Source organism: Sphingopyxis macrogoltabida (assembly GCF_001307295.1).
Classification (GTDB): domain Bacteria; phylum Pseudomonadota; class Alphaproteobacteria; order Sphingomonadales; family Sphingomonadaceae; genus Sphingopyxis; species Sphingopyxis macrogoltabida_B.
This window is the reverse complement of sequence record NZ_CP012700.1, coordinates 1420813-1439888: the sequence shown is the minus strand read 5'-3', so window position 1 is coordinate 1439888 and position 19076 is coordinate 1420813. Positions and strand designations below refer to the sequence as shown.

Annotated in this window: 16 protein-coding genes; 12 read left to right on the top strand and 4 right to left on the bottom strand. The window is 66.0% G+C overall.

Annotated elements, in window-relative coordinates:
* Nucleotides 1–39 precede the first annotated feature (39 nt).
* The 4 genes from AN936_RS06740 to AN936_RS24050 form a co-directional block, all read right to left on the bottom strand.
* Complete coding sequence (locus AN936_RS06740) at nt 40–1389, bottom strand: sensor histidine kinase (RefSeq protein ID WP_054587461.1); 1350 nt, start codon at nt 1387–1389, stop codon at nt 40–42.
* Nucleotides 1386–2120: a response regulator gene (locus AN936_RS06735; protein WP_054587460.1), complete on the bottom strand. Its 735-nt coding sequence runs from the start codon at nt 2118–2120 to the stop codon at nt 1386–1388. The genes AN936_RS06740 and AN936_RS06735 overlap by 4 nt, the downstream gene beginning before the upstream one ends.
* Before the next feature lie 136 nt (nt 2121–2256).
* Entirely contained in the window at nt 2257–2886 is a 630-nt protein-coding gene (locus tag AN936_RS06730; protein WP_054587459.1) for an EF-hand domain-containing protein, read from the bottom strand.
* 313 nt (nt 2887–3199) lie between these two features.
* On the bottom strand, nt 3200–3373 hold the full coding sequence (locus AN936_RS24050) for a DUF1328 domain-containing protein (protein WP_082395475.1): 174 nt from the start codon (nt 3371–3373) through the stop codon (nt 3200–3202).
* A gap of 553 nt (nt 3374–3926) precedes the next feature.
* Here AN936_RS24050 and AN936_RS06725 point away from each other — a divergent pair.
* The 12 genes from AN936_RS06725 (at nt 3927) to AN936_RS06670 (ending at nt 18966) form a co-directional block, all read left to right on the top strand.
* Nucleotides 3927–4508, top strand: a complete 582-nt coding sequence (locus tag AN936_RS06725) for an ANTAR domain-containing response regulator (protein WP_054587458.1) — start codon at nt 3927–3929, stop codon at nt 4506–4508.
* Entirely contained in the window at nt 4505–5716 is a 1212-nt protein-coding gene (locus AN936_RS06720; RefSeq protein WP_054587457.1) for a CmpA/NrtA family ABC transporter substrate-binding protein, read from the top strand. Before AN936_RS06725 ends, AN936_RS06720 begins: the two co-directional genes overlap by 4 nt.
* Nucleotides 5717–5977: 261 nt before the next feature.
* A complete protein-coding gene (locus tag AN936_RS06715) occupies nt 5978–7210 on the top strand; it encodes a nitrate/nitrite transporter (protein ID WP_054587456.1) in 1233 nt (410 codons plus the stop codon).
* 4 nt (nt 7211–7214) lie between these two features.
* Nucleotides 7215–8417, top strand: a complete 1203-nt coding sequence (locus AN936_RS06710) for a hypothetical protein (protein ID WP_054587455.1) — start codon at nt 7215–7217, stop codon at nt 8415–8417.
* On the top strand, nt 8417–10912 hold the full coding sequence (nirB, locus tag AN936_RS06705; RefSeq protein ID WP_054587454.1) for a nitrite reductase large subunit NirB: 2496 nt from the start codon (nt 8417–8419) through the stop codon (nt 10910–10912). The genes AN936_RS06710 and nirB overlap by 1 nt, the downstream gene beginning before the upstream one ends.
* Nucleotides 10909–11250 (top strand): nitrite reductase small subunit NirD, encoded by a 342-nt coding sequence (gene nirD, locus AN936_RS06700; protein WP_054587453.1) that lies wholly within the window; start codon nt 10909–10911, stop codon nt 11248–11250. Before nirB ends, nirD begins: the two co-directional genes overlap by 4 nt.
* Nucleotides 11250–13847 (top strand): nitrate reductase, encoded by a 2598-nt coding sequence (locus AN936_RS06695; RefSeq protein WP_054587452.1) that lies wholly within the window; start codon nt 11250–11252, stop codon nt 13845–13847. The genes nirD and AN936_RS06695 overlap by 1 nt, the downstream gene beginning before the upstream one ends.
* Nucleotides 13837–14622, top strand: coding sequence for a uroporphyrinogen-III C-methyltransferase (gene cobA / locus AN936_RS06690; RefSeq protein ID WP_054587451.1), 786 nt, complete (start codon nt 13837–13839; stop codon nt 14620–14622). Before AN936_RS06695 ends, cobA begins: the two co-directional genes overlap by 11 nt.
* Entirely contained in the window at nt 14588–15847 is a 1260-nt protein-coding gene (locus tag AN936_RS06685) for a molybdopterin molybdotransferase MoeA (RefSeq protein WP_149037612.1), read from the top strand. The genes cobA and AN936_RS06685 overlap by 35 nt, the downstream gene beginning before the upstream one ends.
* Before the next feature lie 516 nt (nt 15848–16363).
* Nucleotides 16364–16702, top strand: a complete 339-nt coding sequence (locus tag AN936_RS06680; protein ID WP_149037611.1) for a hypothetical protein — start codon at nt 16364–16366, stop codon at nt 16700–16702.
* A 159-nt stretch (nt 16703–16861) separates the two neighbouring features.
* Complete coding sequence (locus tag AN936_RS06675) at nt 16862–17770, top strand: tyrosine-type recombinase/integrase (RefSeq protein WP_054586746.1); 909 nt, start codon at nt 16862–16864, stop codon at nt 17768–17770.
* Nucleotides 17771–17775: 5 nt separating this feature from the next.
* A complete protein-coding gene (locus AN936_RS06670) occupies nt 17776–18966 on the top strand; it encodes an IS91 family transposase (RefSeq protein WP_054586745.1) in 1191 nt (396 codons plus the stop codon).
* Nucleotides 18967–19076: the final 110 nt, after the last annotated feature.

Below are 19076 nucleotides of genomic sequence, written 5' to 3'. Positions count from 1 at the left end.
TTCGCAACCGGTGCTGGAAGGCGCCGCAGAAGCCAGCCGCTAGGCCACCGTCGGCAGCACAATCACCGCATCGAGCCCGCCGCCATCGCGATTGGCGAGCGTCAGCGTTCCGCCCTCGCCCTCCGCGATATCGCGGGCAATCGACAGCCCCAGCCCCGCCCCCCCGGTCGCGCGGTTGCGCGACTGCTCGCCGCGCGCGAATGGCTCGACCAGCGTCCGGATTTGTTCCCCGCTCAACCCGGGGCCATCATCCGATACGATCAGACGCACTTGCCCGTCGATCGCCGCCACCGACAGCCGCGCGCGCGCACCATAGGCGAGCGCATTGTCGATCAGGTTGCGCAGCGCGCGCCTGAGCAGCATCGGACGCGCCATGACCGCGGTCTCCGCGAGTTCGCCAACGCCGACGTCCTTGCCCTGTTCGCCATAGTCGGCGGCGAGTTCCCGGGCGAGGCCAGCCGCGTCGAGGCGCTCCTGCACCTCGGTCCCCGCCCCCGACCGCGCAAGCGCCAATATGTCGGCGAGCATCGCGGTCATTTCCTCGATCGACGCGATCATCTTGTCGCGCAGCCGTTCGTCCTCGACCTGCTCGACGCGCACCCGCAGGCTGGCAAGCGGGGTGCGCAGATCATGGCCGACCGCGCCGAGCATCCGGTCCTTGTCGGACAGCATCGTCGCGATCCGCGCGCGATAGGCGTTGAACGCCCCGATCAGGTCGCGCACGTCCGACGGCCCCTCTTCCTCGAGCGGCGTCGTATCGCGCAGCGCCGGGTTCGAGCGCGCCGCGCGCGTCAGGTCGCGCAGCGGCCGCGCCGCGCGCCACGCGATCAGCATGATCGGGACGAGCAGCAGCAGGTAAAGCGTCAGCGTCTGCCAGACCAGAAATCCTTGCAGGCGATCGCCGCCCGCCTGGATACGGCTGCGCACCGCGAAATAGCGACCACCGACCTTGGCCGAGACGACGACGGTCCGGCCGGGGAAATCGGGCCGCTGCGCGCGCGGCCGCGGCGGCAGCACCCACGCATCGACCGCCTCCGCCTTGACGTCGGCCTCGTCCAGCAGGCCGGTGACATAGTCGGCCAATGCGGGCATGCGACGCGCGCCGATGGGCACGGGCGGCAGCGTGTCCGAAATCACCAGCTTCTGGACGCGTTCACGCCGCTCCCTATCGTCGTTACCGCTGCGACCGGGCGCGAAATCGCCACGCCGGTCGCGCTCGATCGCATCGAGTATCCGTCCGACCGCCATGCCGCCGCCGTGCGCAAGAACCTGTTGCTTCTGCCCGCGCGCAAGCAGGGTGAAGTTGATCGCCTGCGCCACGAAAAGCATCAGCGCGACGGCGACGAACAATTGCCCGATCAAACTGCGCGGCCACAGGCGGAGTTTCATGCCGCCGGCCCCAGCCGCTTGACCTCGCAGGCGAGGGTGTAGCCGCCGCCCCACACGGTCTTGACGAGTTGCGGGTGCGCGGGATTTTCCTCAATCTTCTTGCGCAGGCGGCTGATCAGATTGTCGATTGCGCGGTCGAAGATATCGGCTTCGCGCCCGCGCACGAGGTCGAGCAGCCGGTCGCGGCTCATCACTTGGCGCGGATGGCGAACCAGCGCGTGGAGCAGATGATATTCGCCCGACGACAGCGCGACCTCCTGCCCTTCGCTATCGACCAGCACGCGCTCGACCTCGCGCAGTACCCACGGCCCGAAGGCAAAGCTCGTCCCGCCCGGGTCGAGCGCGCGGCCGCCCTGCTGCGTCCGGCGCAGCACGGTCCGGATGCGCGCGACCAGCTCGCGCGGGTTGAAGGGTTTGACGACATAATCGTCGGCGCCGATTTCGAGCCCGATGATCCGTTCGGTATCCTCGGCGCGCGCGGTCAGCAGGATGACCGGAATGCTGCTCGTCTCGCGAAGGTGGCGGGTCAGCGACAGCCCGTCCTCGCCCGGCATCATGATGTCGCTGACGACAAGGTCGACCGACTGCGCGCGAAGCACCGACCGCGCCTCGGCAGCGCTCGCTGCATCGGTCACCGCAAAGCCCTGCGTTTCCAGATATTCGCCTAGCGGCTCACGGATCGACGGCTCGTCGTCGATCAGCAGAATGCGTGGCATGTCGCTATCGGTCATCTATCGTCCGTCACATGGTAGTTCGCCCACCGGTCGCCAGGGACCGGTGGGCGATAGCTGGCAGGGACCGGCGGCAAAGGCAATGCCGGGAGGGGGGGATGGCCTGTCCGTCGACCGCCCGCCCCTGCCAAATGGCTCAGTCGGTGGTCGGGGCAGCCGCGCCGCGCTTCGCGCGCCATTCGGCAGCCTTGGCCTTCCACGCTTCGCGCCGCGCCTGACGTTCCTCGGCGGTCACCTGACCATCCTTGTTCGCGTCGAGGCGGCCGAAACGCGCGAGCGCTGCGGTCTCGAACTCGGCCTGCGTGATCGCCTTGTCGCCATTCGCATCGGCCTTCATCCAGCCGCCGCGACCGCCACGCATTCCGTGTCCGCCGCGCTTGCCGTGATGGCCGCGCATGCCGTCGCGCTGGCCTTCGCCGGCGTCACCGGCGGCCGCGCGCTTTTCCTTGCGCTCGGCGCGCTTCGCGGCGCGATCGGCGCCATGCTGGTCCCATTCGGCCTTGCTGACGCTGCCGTCCGAATTGGCGTCGAGCGCGGCAAAGCGCTTCGCCTGCATTTCGGCGCGGCGCGCGGCGTGGTCGGTGGCGTCGATCTTGCCGTCCTTGTTGGCATCCATCTTGGCAAACCGCTGCACCGCATTGGCCTGCACCTCGGCGCGGGTCAGCACGCCATTGCCATCGGCGTCGCCCATCTTGCCGTCTGGGGCGGCGAGCGCGGGCACGGCGATCAGCGCGGCGCCCAGGGTCAAAAGAGTGATCTTTTTCACGTAACGAACTCCTTGTCAGGGGACATTCAGGGGAGAATTTGTCCCGATGACGCCGTTCTAGGTGCCATTTGTCCCAAGCCGTTGCCGTGTGGACGAAAAATTGTCGCAAAATGTCGCAAAACAGACGCCTCGTTCATCGGCCTGCAAGCGGGTCGATCGTTTCGGACGCCGAAACGAGTAAGCCCCGTCGCATTTCTGCGGCGGGGCTCCCTAGGTTCCGTCCGAAGACAGGAACCAAATTCTACCTTCTCTTTCGATCCGATAGGTATGCGAAACGCGGGGGACGCCCGTTTGGTTCCGCCGCGTCCCGAATTTATGTAATTTTTTTTGCCGCGGCCGATCCGAGGATCAGGAACAACACGACAAGGGCAAGGCCAACGAAGAACAGAATCTTCGCAATCCCGGCTGCCGCACCCGCGACGCCGCCGAAGCCGAGCACTGCAGCAACCAGTGCGATCACGGCGAAGATCAAAGCCCATTTGAACATTGCATTTTCCTTCCATCGTGCGGGAGCGAGGGACGCAACAGTCCGGCATCCGAAGCGGCGTGATTGCGTCCCTTCGGAAGGAAATGCGGCCGGTGACCGATCCTCGTTTTCCCATATATTGAGTGCGCTAGGGTAACGTCGGGCGGCGTCGAAAGTTCCTGCGCTACGCAGATCGAACACAGCGTGACATCGAACCGGCAAGAGAAAGTTCGGAAGGAGGACCTGGAGCGGGTAGCGGGAAACCCGCCTCTAAAGCTATGAATTGAAACGGAAAAAAATTATCCGATTTCGAGCAAAATGGAGCCCCGATCATAGCCCCAAAGCCTATTTTTGGGCCCGGTTCGGTTCCCAATCCGGTTGCTGAGACGTCTTAAACACCAGTGGCTAATTATGGGCAAGCGCAATTTTGCCGACCGCGTTTGGTTACGATGGCCGATTGGAGACCGGCAGCTTTCGGAGCATAATTTCAAGAAGCGGCCATCCGCCAGCGTGAAACCTGCGCAAATAAGAAACCAGCTAGCAGATTTGTGCGCTGCAGCGTAAAGGCGCGATCATGAGGATCGCGATCATCGACACCAGCACGACGCGCGCCGCCATCATCTCCGACGGCCTGCGCGAGGCCGGCCTCGATGATCTCGTGCTCATTGATCCCGCTGGACCGCTCGTCGCACAGATCGAGGCGGCGACCCCCGAGGTCGTCCTCATCAACCTCGAGAACCCGAGCCGCGATCTGCTCGAAGATTTCTTCGCGATGTCGCGCGCGCTGGCGCGGCCGATAGCGATGTTCGTCGATCAGAGTGATACCGAGGCCACTTTCGCAGCGATCGACGCGGGCGTTTCCGCCTACGTCGTCGACGGTCTTTCGCAGCAGCGCATCAAGCCCATACTCGACCTTGCGGTTCGCCGCTTCCACGCCTTCTCGTCGCTGCAACGCGAGCTCGACGATGCCAAGAACGCCCTCGCCGAGCGTGCGGTGATCGACAGGGCCAAGGCGATCCTGATGAAACGGCGTCGGATCGACGAGCCCGAAGCCTATGCGTTGCTCCGCGGGCAGGCGATGAGCACCAACCGCCGCATTGCCGAGATTGCCGAAGCCATCGTGACGAGCGACGCGCTCTTGGGAGATATCGAATGAGCGCCGAGACCTTCCGTATCGGCTTCCTGCCGCTCGTCGATGCAGCCCTGCCGATCCTCGCGCACGAACTGGGCTTTGCCGCACGCGAAGGCATCAACATCGAACTGGTGCGCGACATGACCTGGGCAACGGTGCGAGACCGGCTGCTCTATGGCCACACCGACGCCGCGCACATGATCGCGCCGCTGGCGATCGCGACCGCGCTCGGCCGCGACCGGCCCGCAGTGCCGATGGCGGTGCCCTTTGTGCTGGGACTCAACGGAAACGCGGTGACCTTTTCGACCCAGCTCGCGCAGGATGTCGGACTTGGAGAAACGCTGGGCGACCCGACGGTTATCGGCGCGGCGCTGCAGCGCGTGGCAGCGGAACGGAAAATCGCCGGGAAGCCGCTGCGCTTCGGCGTCGTACATCGCTATTCCAGCCACAATTACATGCTTCGATACTGGCTCGCGGGTGTCGGAATCCGTCCCGATACCCATGTCGACATCGTCGTCACCAGCCCACCCTTCGCCGCCGATGCGCTCGCTGCAGGTGAGGTCGACGGAATCTGTGTCGGTGAACCATGGAATTCGATCGCGGTCGAACGCGGTGTTGGCCATATCGCGCTCGCAACCGCGCAAATCTGGCGCCGCGGCGTCGAAAAGGTGCTAGCGATGCGCGAAGCGGTCGTCGAGGAGCGGCGCGACGCCGTCGAGGCCCTGCTACGCGCGCTCCACGCCGCTGCCGCCCATTTCGTCGAACCCGGCACTGCGGACGAAAGCGCACGGATACTGGAGCGGCCGGAATATTTGGACGCCCCGCGTGACGCGGTTCTGCGCGCGATCACCGATCACATCCGCCTCGTGCCCGGCGGTGAACCGATCCATTATCCCGATTTCATGTTCCAACACCGCGAAGCAGCGAACTTCCCATGGCGCAGCCAGGCGGCGTGGCTCTATTCGCAGATGCTTCGTTGGGACCACATCCCCTATTCCGCCGCCGACGCCGCTACAGCGGCCGCAATGTTCCGTCCCGACATCTATCGCGGGGCGCTGGCGGGATCAGGCGCGCCGCTCCCCGGCGCGAGTTCAAAGCTCGAGGGCGGGATCGACACGCCGCTTGGCGCGGGGTCAGTACAGGGCCGTCTTCTCCTCGGCAGCGACCGCTTTTTTGACGGGCGCGCCTTCGATCCCGACGATATACAGGGCTATCTCTCTGACCTTCCTTAGATTTTAGGCCCAGATAGAATTTATGCTGCACCTGCGAATTAACCGGTTGCGCGGATGTGGCGAATCAGGCAGTTTAATTGCACTCGGCAGGGCTGCCGGGGCAGGATAAAGCGGCGACGGCTCCAACGAGGGGGCTGGCCCGCGCGGCACACGGGGAGCCTTTCTCCGTAATCCAACAGGCAATGAAGCCGTCAGGATGCGCCCGCGTGGCCGCCGTCCTGGCGGCTTTTTTTATTGCCCGTCACAAAAAGGGGACGGACGATGACAACTGCAACCACGGGCGCCTCGGCACCCAAATCGAGTTTCTGGGCGAGCGGTCACTGGCCGACGCTTGTCGCCGCATTTCTCTATTTCGATCTCGCTTTCATGGTGTGGGTCATCCTCGGGCCGCTGGCGCCCGCAATCTCCGAAGACCTCGGGCTGTCCCCCGCGCAGAAAGGGCTGATGGTTGCCGTTCCGACGCTCGCCGGCGCCCTGCTGCGCGTCGTCAACGGGCTGCTCGTCGACCGCATCGGGCCGAAGCGTTCGGGCGCAATCAGCCAGCTGGTCGTGATCGCCGGACTGTTCACGGCCTGGTTTATGGGGGTTTACAGCTTTGCAGGCACGTTGGCGCTGGGGGTCATCCTCGGCTTCGCCGGCGCCAGCTTCGCGATCGCGCTGCCGCTTGCAAGCCGCTGGTATCCGCCCGAGCATCAGGGCAAGGCAATGGGCCTTGCCGGCATGGGCAATTCGGGAACCGTACTCGCGGCGCTCTTCGCGCCCGGTCTTGCCAAGGCGTTCGGCTGGAACGCGGTGCTCGGGCTGGCCTGTATACCGCTGACGATCGTTTTCTTCGTCTATCTCGCGATGGCGAAAGACGCACCGAACGCGCCCGCGCCGAAGAAGCTGGCTCATTATTTCGAGCCGCTCAAGACGGCCGACGCCTGGTGGCTGATGGCCTTTTACTCGGTGACCTTCGGCGGATTTGTCGGGCTCGCGGCTTCGCTGCCGATATATTTCACCGACCAGTTCCACCTCACCCCGGTGATGGCGGGTTATTGCACCGCGGCCTGCGTCTTCGCCGGATCGCTGGTGCGGCCGATGGGCGGCGCGCTTGCCGACTGGATCGGCGGCGTTCGCGCCCTGATGGCAGTATTCGTGGTTGCCGCGTTGGCGCTCGCGGGCGTGCCGCAGGCCGATACGCTGCCTGCTGCGCTCGGCCTTTTCGTCATCGCGATGCTCGCGCTTGGCACCGGTAATGGCTCGGTCTTCCAGCTCGTTCCGCAGCGCTTCTCGGCCGAGATCGGGGTGATGACCGGGCTCGTCGGAATGGCGGGCGGCGTCGGCGGCTTCTACCTCGCCTCCTCGCTCGGCTTCGCGAAACAGTGGAGCGGCAGCTTTGCTCCCGGCTTTTACATCTTTGCGGGACTTGCCGTGGTTGCGCTTGTCGCGCTTATCTTCGTCAAGGGTCAGTGGCGCGCGACCTGGGGTGCGGCTGAAGGCGTGCGGATCTAAAGCCATGACCCGCACCCTCATCATCCTGCTGGCGCTCGCGCCGGCCGGGGTGGCGCACGCCCAGGACGTCACCCTCAAGCCGCTCGGCGAAGCCCGGCTCCGCTACGAGAGCGTCGACCAGGACGGCCTCACCGCCGAGACCGACGCGCTCACCCTGCGCGTCCGTGCCGGGATCGAGGCGAAAGCCGGGCGCTGGTCGGTGCTCGTCGAAGGCCAGGGCAATCTCGCGATCGCCGATGAGTATTTCGACGGGCTCCACGGCGCCGCAACGCGGCCGCTCGTAGCCGATCCCGAAAATATCGCCCTCGCCCGCGCCCAGCTCCGCTACGCCTCGCCCGCCGTTGCAGTCACCGCGGGGAGGCAACGGATCGCGCTCGACGACGAACGCTTTGTCGGCGTGGTGTCGTTCCGCCAGAACGGGCAGAGCTTCGACGCGGTGCGCGCCGAGATCACGCCGATCAAGGGCATCAAGGCAGATGTCGCCTATGCGTGGAGCGTGCGCACCATCTGGGGCATCGACGGCACCGGGGCGCGGCAACAGGCGGTGTCGGGCGACAATGTCTTCGCCAACCTGAGCGCGCAAACCCCGATCGGCAAGTTTTCGACCTTTGCCTATCTGGTCGATCAGGACGAGGCGGCGATGCAGGGCTTCCGCCTGTCGAGCCAGAGCTATGGCGTCCGGCTCGACGGGAGCCAGCCACTCGGCAAGGCGAGGGTCGCCTGGCAGCTGAGCTACGCGCGCCAGTCCGACTGGCACCGCAACCCCAACGACTATTCGGCGGATTACTATCTCGCCGACGTCGCGGTCGATTTTGGAGGCCCCCGGATCGGCGTCGGGTACGAGATACTCGGCGCCGGCGATGGCAGGGCGCTCGCCAGCTTCCAGACGCCGCTCGCCACGGCATTCAAATTTCAAGGCTGGGCCGACAAATTCCTCACCACACCGCCCGACGGCGTGCGCGACCTCTATGCAAGCGCGGCGTGGAGTTGGAAAGCCGTCGGCGCATTTCAGGCGGTGACGCTGCAAGCGATCTATCACGATTATCGCAGCGATCGCGCCTCGCGCTCTTACGGCGACGAGCTCAATCTTCTCGCGAGCGCGAAGCTCGGCAAATTCACAGGCTCGGCGCGCTTCGCGCGCTACCGCGCCGACACCCTCGCCACCGACACCGATAAATATTGGCTACAACTGGATTGGACGCTTTGATGGAACATTGCCCGCTCAAACCCGAGGGCGACACGCGCGACCATCTCGTCGTGATCGGCAACGGCATGGCCGGTTGCCGCGCGGTCGAGGAGCTGCTGGCGCGCGATCCGGCACGTTACCGTGTGACAATCTTTGGCGCCGAACCGCGGGTCAATTACAACCGCATCATGCTCTCCCCCGTGCTCGCGGGCGAAAAATGCTTCGACGATATCGTGATCAACGACGCGGACTGGTATGCGGCGAACGGCATCGCGCTCGTCGCCGGCGACCCGGTAGTCGCGATAGACCGCGCCGCAAAAACGGTGACGACGCGCGGGGGCGTAACCGAAGGCTATGACCGGCTGCTGATCGCAACCGGCTCCGATCCCTTCATCATTCCGGTCCCCGGCAAGGACCTGCCCGGCGTGATCGCATTTCGCGATATGGACGATGTCGACACGATGCTCGCGGCGGCCGACGCCGGCGGTGACGCGGTGGTGATCGGCGGCGGGCTGCTCGGGCTCGAGGCGGCGCACGGCCTTTCGCTCCGCGGCATGAAGGTCACCGTTATCCACCTGATGCCCACGCTGATGGAGCGCCAGCTCGACGAGGCAGCGGGCTGGCTGCTCAAGCAGGCATTGGAAGGCCGCGGCCAGACGATCCTGACCGGCGCCGACACCGCCGAAATCGTCGGCAACGGCAAGGTCGAGGGTGTGAAGCTCAAGGACGGAACGCTGATCCCCGCCAGCCTCGTCGTGATGGCGGTCGGTATCCGCCCCTCGGTCGCGCTTGCCCGCGACGCCGGGCTCGTGGTCGGGCGCGGCATCCAGGTAGACGACCATATGGTCACCAGCGACCCCGCGGTGCTCGCGGTCGGCGAATGCGTCGAGCATGACGGGCAGGTCTACGGCCTTGTTGCGCCGCTGTGGGACATGTGCCGCAGCCTTGCCGACGGGCTCGTCGAACAGCCGACAGGATATCGCGGCTCGGTCACCTCGACCAAGCTCAAGGTGTCGGGGATCGATGTGTTTTCGGCGGGCGATTTTTCGGGCGGAGACGGGTGCGAGGATATCGTGCTGCGCGACGCGAGCCGCGGCGTCTATAAGCGGGTGATCGTCCGAGACGACCGCATCGTCGGCGCGGTGCTCTATGGCGATACCGCGGATGGCAACTGGTATTTCGATCTGCTCAAGAAGCAGGAAGACGTGTCGCAACTGCGCGACCTGCTGATCTTCGGCCAGGCCTTCGCCGCGGGAGGCGGCGCGGCGGACCCTAAGGCGGCCGTTGCGGCGCTTTCCGACGATGCGGAAATCTGCGGCTGCAACGGCGTCACCAAGGGCCAGGTCGTCTCGTGCATCGTCAAGGGCGCACGCAGCCTCGACGCGGTGCGCGGCACGTGCAAGGCGTCGGCGAGTTGTGGGAGCTGTACCGGCGTCGTCGAAAATCTGCTCGCGCTGACACTTGGCGACGATGTCCAGTCGGGCCCGAAGACGATGTGCAAATGCACGAGCTTCGGCCATGACGACGTCCGCCGCGAAATTGTCGCGCAGGCCATGCGCTCTATTCCCGAAGTAATGCAGAAGCTGCACTGGACGACCCCCGACGGCTGCTCGTCGTGTCGCCCGGCGCTCAATTATTATCTGCTCTGCGCGCTGCCCGGCGACTATGTCGACGACCAGCAGAGCCGCTTCGTCAACGAGCGGATGCACGCCAATATCCAGAAGGACGGCACTTACTCTGTCGTCCCCCGCATGTGGGGCGGGCTCACCAACCCGACCGAGCTGCGCGCGATCGCCGATGTCGTCGAGAAGTTCAATGCGCCGATGGTCAAGGTCACCGGCGGCCAGCGGCTCGACATCTTCGGTATCAAGAAGGAGGATTTGCCTGCGGTCTGGGCCGACCTCAATGCCGCCGGGATGGTGTCGGGGCACGCCTATGGCAAGTCGCTGCGCACGGTGAAGACCTGCGTCGGGTCCGAATGGTGCCGCTTCGGCACGCAGGATTCAACGGGTCTGGGCGTCAAGGTCGAGCGGATGAGCTGGGGCAGCTGGATGCCGCACAAGTTCAAGATCGCCGTGTCGGGCTGCCCGCGCAACTGCGCCGAGGCGACGATCAAGGATTTCGGCATCGTCTGCGTCGACAGCGGGTACGAACTCCACGTCGGCGGTAACGGCGGCATCCATGTGCGCGCCACCGACCTGCTCTGCAAGGTCGCGACCGAGCAGGAGGCGATGGATACTTGCGCCGCCTTCATCCAGCTCTACCGCGAGGAGGCGCGCTATCTGGAACGCACCGCGCCGTGGATCGAGCGCGTCGGGGTCGAATATGTGAAGAGGCGGATCGTCGACGACGCAGCGGGCCGCGAGGCGCTCCGCGCACGCTTCCTCTATTCGCAAAGCTTCAGCCAGGACGATCCCTGGGCGCAGCGCGCCGATGGCGCCGAGGCCGAACATCACGCACCGATGGCGCGCTTCATCCCGCAGGAACGTGCATTTTTGGAGGAGATGGGGGCATGACGACCGCTGAATGGCTCGACATTGGCTGGGTTGATCAGATCCCGGTGCGCGGCAGCCGTACCGTGCAGGTCGAAGGCGGCGACGATATCGCGGTGTTCCGCACCGCCGAGGGCAAGGTCTTTGCCCTCCTGGACCGCTGTCCACACAAGCATGGGCGCCTGAGCCAAGGCATCGTTCATGGCGGCGCGGTCGCCTGCCCGCTCCACAACTGGCGGATCAGCCTGTCGACCGGCGAAGCGCTCGGCGAGGACAAGGGCTGCACCCCCACCGTCCCGGTCAAGATCGACGGCGGCCGTGTCCTCATCTGCCGCGCGAGCACGCTGAAGGCGGCCGCCTGATGGCGGACTCGGTCCGCACCACTTGCGCCTATTGCGGCGTCGGCTGCGGCATCCTCGCGACAGTGACAGGTTATCGGGCGGTAGAGATCGCGGGCGATCCCGATCATCCCGCGAACCGCGGAAGGCTGTGCTCGAAGGGCACGCATCTGGGCGAAACCGTCGGTCTCGAAGGCCGCCTGCTGCACCCGATGATCGGCAACAGGCGCGCGAGCTGGGACAAGGCACTAGACCTCGTGGCCAAGCGCTTCAAGGAGACGATCGCGCGTCACGGCCCGAACAGCGTCGCCTTCTATGTTTCGGGCCAGCTACTCACCGAGGATTATTACGTCGCGAACAAGCTGATGAAGGGCTTCATTGGCACCGCGAACATCGACACCAACTCGCGGCTCTGCATGTCGAGCGCCGTCGCGGGGCACACCCGCGCGTTCGGCGAGGATGTCGTTCCCGCGACCTATGACGATCTCGAAGCCGCTGACCTGTTCGTCCTCGTCGGATCGAACACCGCTTGGTGTCATCCGATCGTCTATCAGCACATCCGCGCGCGCTGCGAGGCGGGCGCGAAGCTGGTCGTCATCGACCCGCGGCGGACCGAGACCGCCGAGGAAGCCGATATCCACCTCGCGATCCGCCCCGGCAGCGACGTCGCGCTCATGAACGGCCTGCTTGAGCACTGCCGCGACGCCGGCGTGGTCGACGAGGCCTATCTCGCCGCGCATGTCGCGGTTCCGCAGAATTTCTGGAACGAGCTTGGAGAGGGGAACGACCTGTGGTCGGTGGCACGGACATGTGAAGTGCCGGCTGCCGACCTCAGGCGTTTCTATGAGCTGTTCGCTGCCACGCTGCGCACCGTCACGCTGTTCAGTCAGGGCGTCAATCAGGCGACCGCCGGCACCGATCAGGTCAATGCGATCCTAAACGTCCATCTCGCGACGGGGCGCATCGGCAAGACCGGCGCCGCGCCCTTCTCAATCACCGGCCAGCCCAATGCCATGGGCGGCCGCGAGGTCGGCGGACTCGCCTCGACCCTCGCCGCGCATATGGATTTCGCGCCCGACAACCGCGATCGCGTCCAGCGTTTCTGGGCGTCGCCGACGATGGCGGAGAAACCAGGCCTCAAGGCCGTCGACCTGTTCCGTGGCGTCGGCGAAGGCCGGATCAAGGCCTTGTGGGTGATGGCGACCAACCCCGCCGTATCTATGCCCGACGGCAATGCGGTGCGCGAGGCGCTGAAGTCCTGCCCCTTCGTCGTCGTCAGCGACGTGATCGAAAAGACTGACACCGGCGCCTTCGCGCATGTCCGGCTGCCCGCCGCAGCCTGGGGCGAGAAGGATGGTACCGTGACCAATAGCGATCGCACGATCAGCCGCCAGCGCGCACTCTTCCCTCTCCCCGGCGAGGCGATGCCCGACTGGTGGATCGTCAAGGAGATCGGGCGGCGGATGGGGTGGAAAACCGCCTTCGCCTACGACCGCCCCGCTGACATCTGGCGCGAGCATTGCCGGCTTTCGAATTACGATAACGACGGTGCCCGACTGTTCGCGCTGCCGGGCGCAGCGCTGGGCGGCAACGGCGCCTATGACGCGATGGAGCCGTTTCGCTGGGGCGGCGACCATCCTTTCGCCGACGGGCGTTTTTCGACCGAGGACCACCGCGCGCGCCTCGTCTCCGTCGTGCAAAAGGTCCTTCCCGAACCGCTCGCCAAATGGCCGCTGACGCTCAACACGGGGCGCTACCGCGACCAATGGCACACGATGACGCGCACCGGCTTGGCCCCCAAGCTCGCGCGCCACCGCGAGGAGCCGCTCGTCGAGATCCACCCTGATGATGGCGCGCGTCTGGGACTCGCCGACGGCGACCTCGCACGCGTCGAAACCCCGCAGGGCGACAGCCTCTACCGCGTCGCCTTCCACGCCGGCCAGCGCCCCGGCGAGCTATTCGTACCGATACACTGGTCCGACCGCACGTCGAGCGGCGGGCGAACCGGGCGGCTTCCGCGCCCGCTCGTCGACCCCGTGTCGGGCCAGCCGGGCTTCAAGCGCACCCCGGCGTCGATCGCCGCCGTCACCCCCAAATGGCGCGGCTTCCTGCTCCTGGCCAGCGAGCTTGCCGACACGCCGCGCTGTCTATGGGCGACGCGCGTCGCGGTGCCGTCCGGGGTCCTTTGGGAGCTCGCGGGCAATGGCGACCTCAAAGCCATCGAAGCCCTGCTCCCCAAGGGCGAGCGCATCGAGGCGCAGGATGCGGCCCGGGGCACGCGCCGCGTCGCCATCGTCGCGAACGATCGCCTCACGGGCGCACTCTTCGTCACCGAAAGCGGCGAACTGCCACCGCGCGACTGGCTGATCGCGCAACTGGCTGCACCGACGGTCGCGCCGACGCTGCTCGCAGGCCGAGCGCCCGGCATACAGGCCGACCGCGGCCCGGTCATCTGCGTCTGCTTCGACGTCGGCCTGAAATCGATCACCGCCGCGATCCGCGACCAGAAGCTAGCCGACGTCGCGGCTATCGGCGCGGCGCTGGGCGCAGGTACCAACTGCGGCTCATGCCGCCCTGCGCTCGGGCGGATTCTCAGCGAGGAGACCAGCAATGCAGCCTGACGATTTTGCCCCCGGCACGGTGTGGCTGGTCGGCGCCGGCCCCGGCGATCCCGAACTGCTGGCGATGAAAGCTGTAAGATTGATCGAGCGGGCCGACATCGTCCTTTATGATGCACTGGTCGGCGATGGCGTGCTCGCGCTGATCCCGCCCGGCGTGCAGCGCCAGAGCGTCGGCAAACGCTCGGGCCGCCACTCCAAGGATCAGACGACCATCAACGCGCTGCTCGTCGCCGCCGCGCGCGCGGGCAAGCGCGTCGTGCGCCTCAAGGGCGGCGACCCGGTCCTCTTCGGCCGGGCGACCGAGGAAATCAAGGCCCTGCACGATGCAGGCTTTTCCGTCCGCATCTGCCCAGGCATCACTGCCGCGAGCGCTGCCGCCGCGTCGGCCGGCATGTCGCTCTCACTTCGCGGCGTCGCGCGCGACGTCCGATTTGTGACGGCGCACAGCAAGCGCGGCGCAGCGCTCGACGTCGACTGGACATCGCTCGCGCAGGACGGCTCGACGCTCGCCTTCTACATGGGGCGCGAGGCAGCGGGCGAGATTATGCGCGGCCTTATGCGGGCCGGAATGTCCGGCGACATGCCGGTGATGATCGCGTGCCACGTCAGCGCCCCCGAGGAACGACGACTGGCGACGCGGCTCGATCTGCTCGACCTTGCCGTCAAATCCTTCGCCGCCGATGCGCCGACGCTGATCCTCATTGGCGCGGCCGTTGGCTTGGCGGAGCTCACGCCTGCAGGTGTCGAGAATATGGCGCGGACGGAGCATGACTAAACTCGGCACCCTGACCGATGCCACCGAATGCGCCGCCTCGATCAGCTACGACACGGCGTTGGCGATTCTGGCGGCCCTTGCCACGCCGCTCGATGCGATCAGCCTTTCGCTAACCGATGCGGGCGGATGCTATCTTGCCAAGCCCGTCCATGCCCGTCTCGATTCCCCCCGCTTCGATTGCGCGGCAATGGACGGCTACGCGGTTCGCGCCAGCGATCTCGAAAATGGATCCTCGACGCTGACTCAAGTCGGTACCAGCTACGCCGGCAGCAGCGACGCCGGCGAGATCGGCCCCGGTCAAACGATGCGCGTGATGACCGGCGCTCCGCTCCCCCACGGTGCCGACCGCGTCGTCATGATCGAATATTGCCGCCAGATGGGTTCCGAGGTGACGATCGCCGCCCCGCCACGCGGAAAACCGCACATAAGGCGACGGGGCTCGGACTTTGCGCGGGGACAACAGCTCCTGCCGCCCTGCACGAAAATCACGCCCGCAACGGTGTTAGTTGCGGCCGCAGGCGATCATGGCCAGCTCAGCGTCACGCGGCGCCCACGCATTCAGCTTCTCGCGACGGGAGACGAGATTTTCGTCCCCGGCTCAGCGGCCGCGGCGGCATTTCCTATCCCGGACAGCCCGACCGCCGCGATTGATCTCATGTGTCGATCGGCGGGCGCAGAGGTCGTTTCGAAGGCCAGACTTTCCGACGATCCTAAAGCTATCGCGAGCGCCAAACAGGCCGCGGAAGCCGATATCATTGTCGTCGTCGGCGGCGCGTCGCGCGGCGATCGCGATTTCGGCCGGGGCGCCTTCGCTCCGCTCGGGCTCAAAATCGCATTTGCCGACGTCGATATGAAACCCGGAAAACCGGTGTGGTATGGAACGGCCGGAGCTGCCCATATTCTCGGGCTGCCAGGAAATCCGGCAGCGGCGCTGACGATTGCGCGCCTCTTCCTCGTGCCGCTCATCACGCGGCTCATGGGCGGCGACCTCGCCGACGCACTGCCTTGGCAGCTTATCCCCGCCACTGCACCGATCGAGGCGAACGGCGCTCGCGAGGCTTTCCTATGCGCGGCGACCTCCTTTCACGGCGTCGCCGTCGGTGACCGGCAGGACGCATCGGGCCAAGCGCGGCTGGCGCATAGCAACGCACTGGTGCGGCGCCGCGCCCACGCCGCGCCCGTCCTTCCCGGCATGCTCGTACCAACGTTGCCGCTATGCTGCTAGCTTTGCTCGCGCGCAGATTTGCGCACCCCCTTACTCGGATCTCGGCGCAAGTAACCGCCGACCCTGACAGTCCCCGCACCTCAGAGACGGTCCTACGCGACATCGCACAGAGGATTTCTGCGGGCGGCGCGGACAAGATGAGTAATACGGACATCCTGATATGGAACACGGCAGTCGTGGTAGGTTTCATGACCGGAGATCGCAGGATCGCGGTGCCCACCGACGCGAGGGTCCTGAACTGGGGTGCCGCTCGGGCCGGGTTTCGCGAGATGGGGCTACCGGATCTTGCAGAGTTTGTCCGGTTGTTCGTCGGCGCCGCGCCCACGCCGCGCCCGTCCTTCCCGGCATGCTCGTACCAACGTTGCCGCTATGCTGCTAGCTTTGCTCGCGCGCAGATTTGCGCACCCCCTTACTCGGATCTCGGCGCAAGTAACCGCCGACCCTGACAGTCCCCGCACCTCAGAGACGGTCCTACGCGACATCGCACAGAGGATTTCTGCGGGCGGCGCGGACAAGATGAGTAATACGGACATCCTGATATGGAACACGGCAGTCGTGGTAGGTTTCATGACCGGAGATCGCAGGATCGCGGTGCCCACCGACGCGAGGGTCCTGAACTGGGGTGCCGCTCGGGCCGGGTTTCGCGAGATGGGGCTACCGGATCTTGCAGAGTTTGTCCGGTTGTTCGTCCTCGAACTTGCCTATCGCGCGGACCTCGACGGGCGAGACGGGGAAGCAAACTCAGCTTCGCTCCTCAGGATCGCAGAACTCAAGAAGAGATTTCAGGCAGTCGAGGCTGAAGTCGACTTCCCCCTTGAGCTAAGCAGGATGATCGAGCGTCGGCGCGGTACTTAGGAAGCCATCGCTCGCATGATCCGAGTTTGGCCGTTGCACGAACCGCTCCGCGGATTGGCGCTAGCCTCGATGTAAAGCGGTCCCGCGAGCGCCGCGCCTGATTGAACGCCGGCGGCCACAGGCAGACCCTTTCGACTCCTTTACCTGAGGAGTCGAACGATGAACGAGCTTATCCAGATTGGCCCGATCAGCCCGCTACGCCAGCGGCTGATCGACGATATGACCATGCGCCGCTTCTCGAAGGAGACGCAGCGTAACTATCTGCGCGACGTCGGGCGGTTCGCGACCTGGCTCGGACGCTCGCCCCACACTGCGAGCGCCGAGGATATCCGGCAGTTCCAGATCGAGCAGCAGCAGGCAGGCGTCCCCGCGCCAACGATGAACAGCATCGTGGGCGCATTGCGGTTCTTCTTCACCCACACGCTCGATCGCCCCGATCTCGCGCGCAAGCTGGTCCGCACCAGGCAGGTGCGCAAGATCCCGGTGGTGCTGACGATGGCCGAGGTGAAGCGGCTGCTCGATGCCACGCGCTCGCTCAAGCACCAGGCCGCGCTGTCGGTCGCCTATGGCGCGGGCTTGCGCGTTGCCGAGGTGTCGGCGCTGAAGGTGACCGATATCGACAGCAAGCGGATGCTGCTGCGGATCGAGCGCGGCAAGGGCGGCCGATACCGCAATGCCATGCTGCCCGAAGGCCTGCTCCTGCTCCTGCGCGACTGGTGGCGCGCTGGACGACAACAGGGCATCCTCGTTCCCGATGGCTGGCTTTTCCCCGGACAGAGCGCCGCGGCGCCGATCAGCACGCGCCAGCTCTACCGTGTCGTCGTCGAAGCCGCGGAGGCCGCCGATATCGACAAGCGCGTCGGACCGCATACGCTGCGCCACAGCTTCGCCACCCATCTGCTCGAGGACGGCGTCGATATCCGCGTCATCCAGGCGCTGCTCGGCCATGCCAAGCTAAACACCACCGCCTTCTATACGCAGGTCGCAACGAAGACCGTTCGGTCGATCGTCAGCCCGCTCGACAGGCTCGCGCTCGCATCGCCGAGCGGGGAGGTTCCTGACGGCTAAGGTCCGTGCGCGCCTCACTCGAGGTTGCCGACATCTTCCGTGCCGCAGGGCCTGCCTATCGCACCGGCCATGCCGGCCACCTCAGCCTGCATCAGCTCAAGATCATGTCAGCGATCGAGCATTGCCGCACCGCCGCGCTCGGCGGACATGTCGAAGCCTGTACCGACTGCGGCCACTGGCGGATCGCGTACAACAGCTGCCGCAACCGGCACTGCCCGAGGTGCCAGGGCGCCGCCGCCCGCACATGGCTCGAAGCGCGCGAGGCCGATCTCCTCCCGGTCGGCTATTTCCACGTCGTGTTCACCCTGCCTGCCGAGGTCGCCGCTATCGCCTATTACAACAAGGCGCTGGTCTATGACCTGCTGTTCAAGGCCGCGGCCGATACGATGCTGACCATCGCCGCTGATCCCAAGCACCTCGGCGCCCGGATCGGCATCACCGCTGTACTTCACACATGGGGCTCGGCGCTCACCCATCATCCGCACATCCACATGATCGTGCCGGGCGGCGGCATCTCGCGCGATGGAACGCGCTGGATATCCGCACGCCCCGCCTTCCTGCTGCCGGTCCGCGTCCTTGGGGCCCTGTTCCGACGCCTGTTCCTCACCCGGCTGCGCGCGCTGCACGACGCCGGCAAGCTCGCCTTCTTTGGCAGCCTCACGCATCTCGCCGAACGACGCGCTTTCCTGCGGCACCTCTCGCCCGTCGGGAAGAAGCGCTGGGTCGTTTATGCCAAGCCGCCGTTCGCCGGGCCCGAGGCCGTGCTCGCTTACCTCGCGCGCTACACCCACCGGGTCGCCATATCGAGCAGCCGGCTCCTTCGGTTCGACGAGGCCGGGGTCACCTTCCGCTACAAGGATTACCGCAAGGCCGGCGCCGGACGGCAGCAGGTCATGACGCTCGGCGCCGACGAGTTCATCCGCCGCTTTCTTCTCCACGCCCTGCCGCGCGGGTTCCACCGCATCCGCCACTATGGCCTCCTCGCCAGCGCACACCGCAAGGATCATCTCGAACGCGCCCGCCGCCTGCTCGATGTCGCACCTCCACCGACCGACGAGCCCGCCGACGATGCAGAGCCCCGACCGACCTGCCCGTGCTGCGGTGGTACCATGATCATCATCGAGGTCTTCGAGCGCCGCTACCAGTCCCGCGCGCCGCCACCGCCATCCCTCGCACCCGGGACACCTGCGCCGTGACCCGGCACGGCCCGTCGCCTTCCTCGTCCTGGGCAGACCCGCGCCCGGAAGCGGACCAGCTCGCCACGGCGCTGCCCAAAAGCAGACGTCGCACCACCAAAATCGGTCCG

Excerpts from the sequence above, each read along its gene's own strand:
- AN936_RS06740 (WP_054587461.1), bottom strand. The coding sequence starts at position 1,389 with ATGAAACTCCGCCTGTGGCCGCGCAGTTTGATCGGGCAATTGTTCGTC.
- AN936_RS06735 (WP_054587460.1), bottom strand. The coding sequence starts at position 2,120 with ATGACCGATAGCGACATGCCACGCATTCTGCTGATCGACGACGAGCCG.
- AN936_RS24050 (WP_082395475.1), bottom strand. The coding sequence starts at position 3,373 with ATGTTCAAATGGGCTTTGATCTTCGCCGTGATCGCACTGGTTGCTGCA.
- AN936_RS06725 (WP_054587458.1), top strand. The coding sequence starts at position 3,927 with ATGAGGATCGCGATCATCGACACCAGCACGACGCGCGCCGCCATCATC.
- AN936_RS06720 (WP_054587457.1), top strand. The coding sequence starts at position 4,505 with ATGAGCGCCGAGACCTTCCGTATCGGCTTCCTGCCGCTCGTCGATGCA.
- AN936_RS06715 (WP_054587456.1), top strand. The coding sequence starts at position 5,978 with ATGACAACTGCAACCACGGGCGCCTCGGCACCCAAATCGAGTTTCTGG.
- AN936_RS06710 (WP_054587455.1), top strand. The coding sequence starts at position 7,215 with ATGACCCGCACCCTCATCATCCTGCTGGCGCTCGCGCCGGCCGGGGTG.
- nirB (WP_054587454.1), top strand. The coding sequence starts at position 8,417 with ATGGAACATTGCCCGCTCAAACCCGAGGGCGACACGCGCGACCATCTC.
- nirD (WP_054587453.1), top strand. The coding sequence starts at position 10,909 with ATGACGACCGCTGAATGGCTCGACATTGGCTGGGTTGATCAGATCCCG.
- AN936_RS06695 (WP_054587452.1), top strand. The coding sequence starts at position 11,250 with ATGGCGGACTCGGTCCGCACCACTTGCGCCTATTGCGGCGTCGGCTGC.
- cobA (WP_054587451.1), top strand. The coding sequence starts at position 13,837 with ATGCAGCCTGACGATTTTGCCCCCGGCACGGTGTGGCTGGTCGGCGCC.
- AN936_RS06680 (WP_149037611.1), top strand. The coding sequence starts at position 16,364 with ATGAGTAATACGGACATCCTGATATGGAACACGGCAGTCGTGGTAGGT.
- AN936_RS06675 (WP_054586746.1), top strand. The coding sequence starts at position 16,862 with ATGAACGAGCTTATCCAGATTGGCCCGATCAGCCCGCTACGCCAGCGG.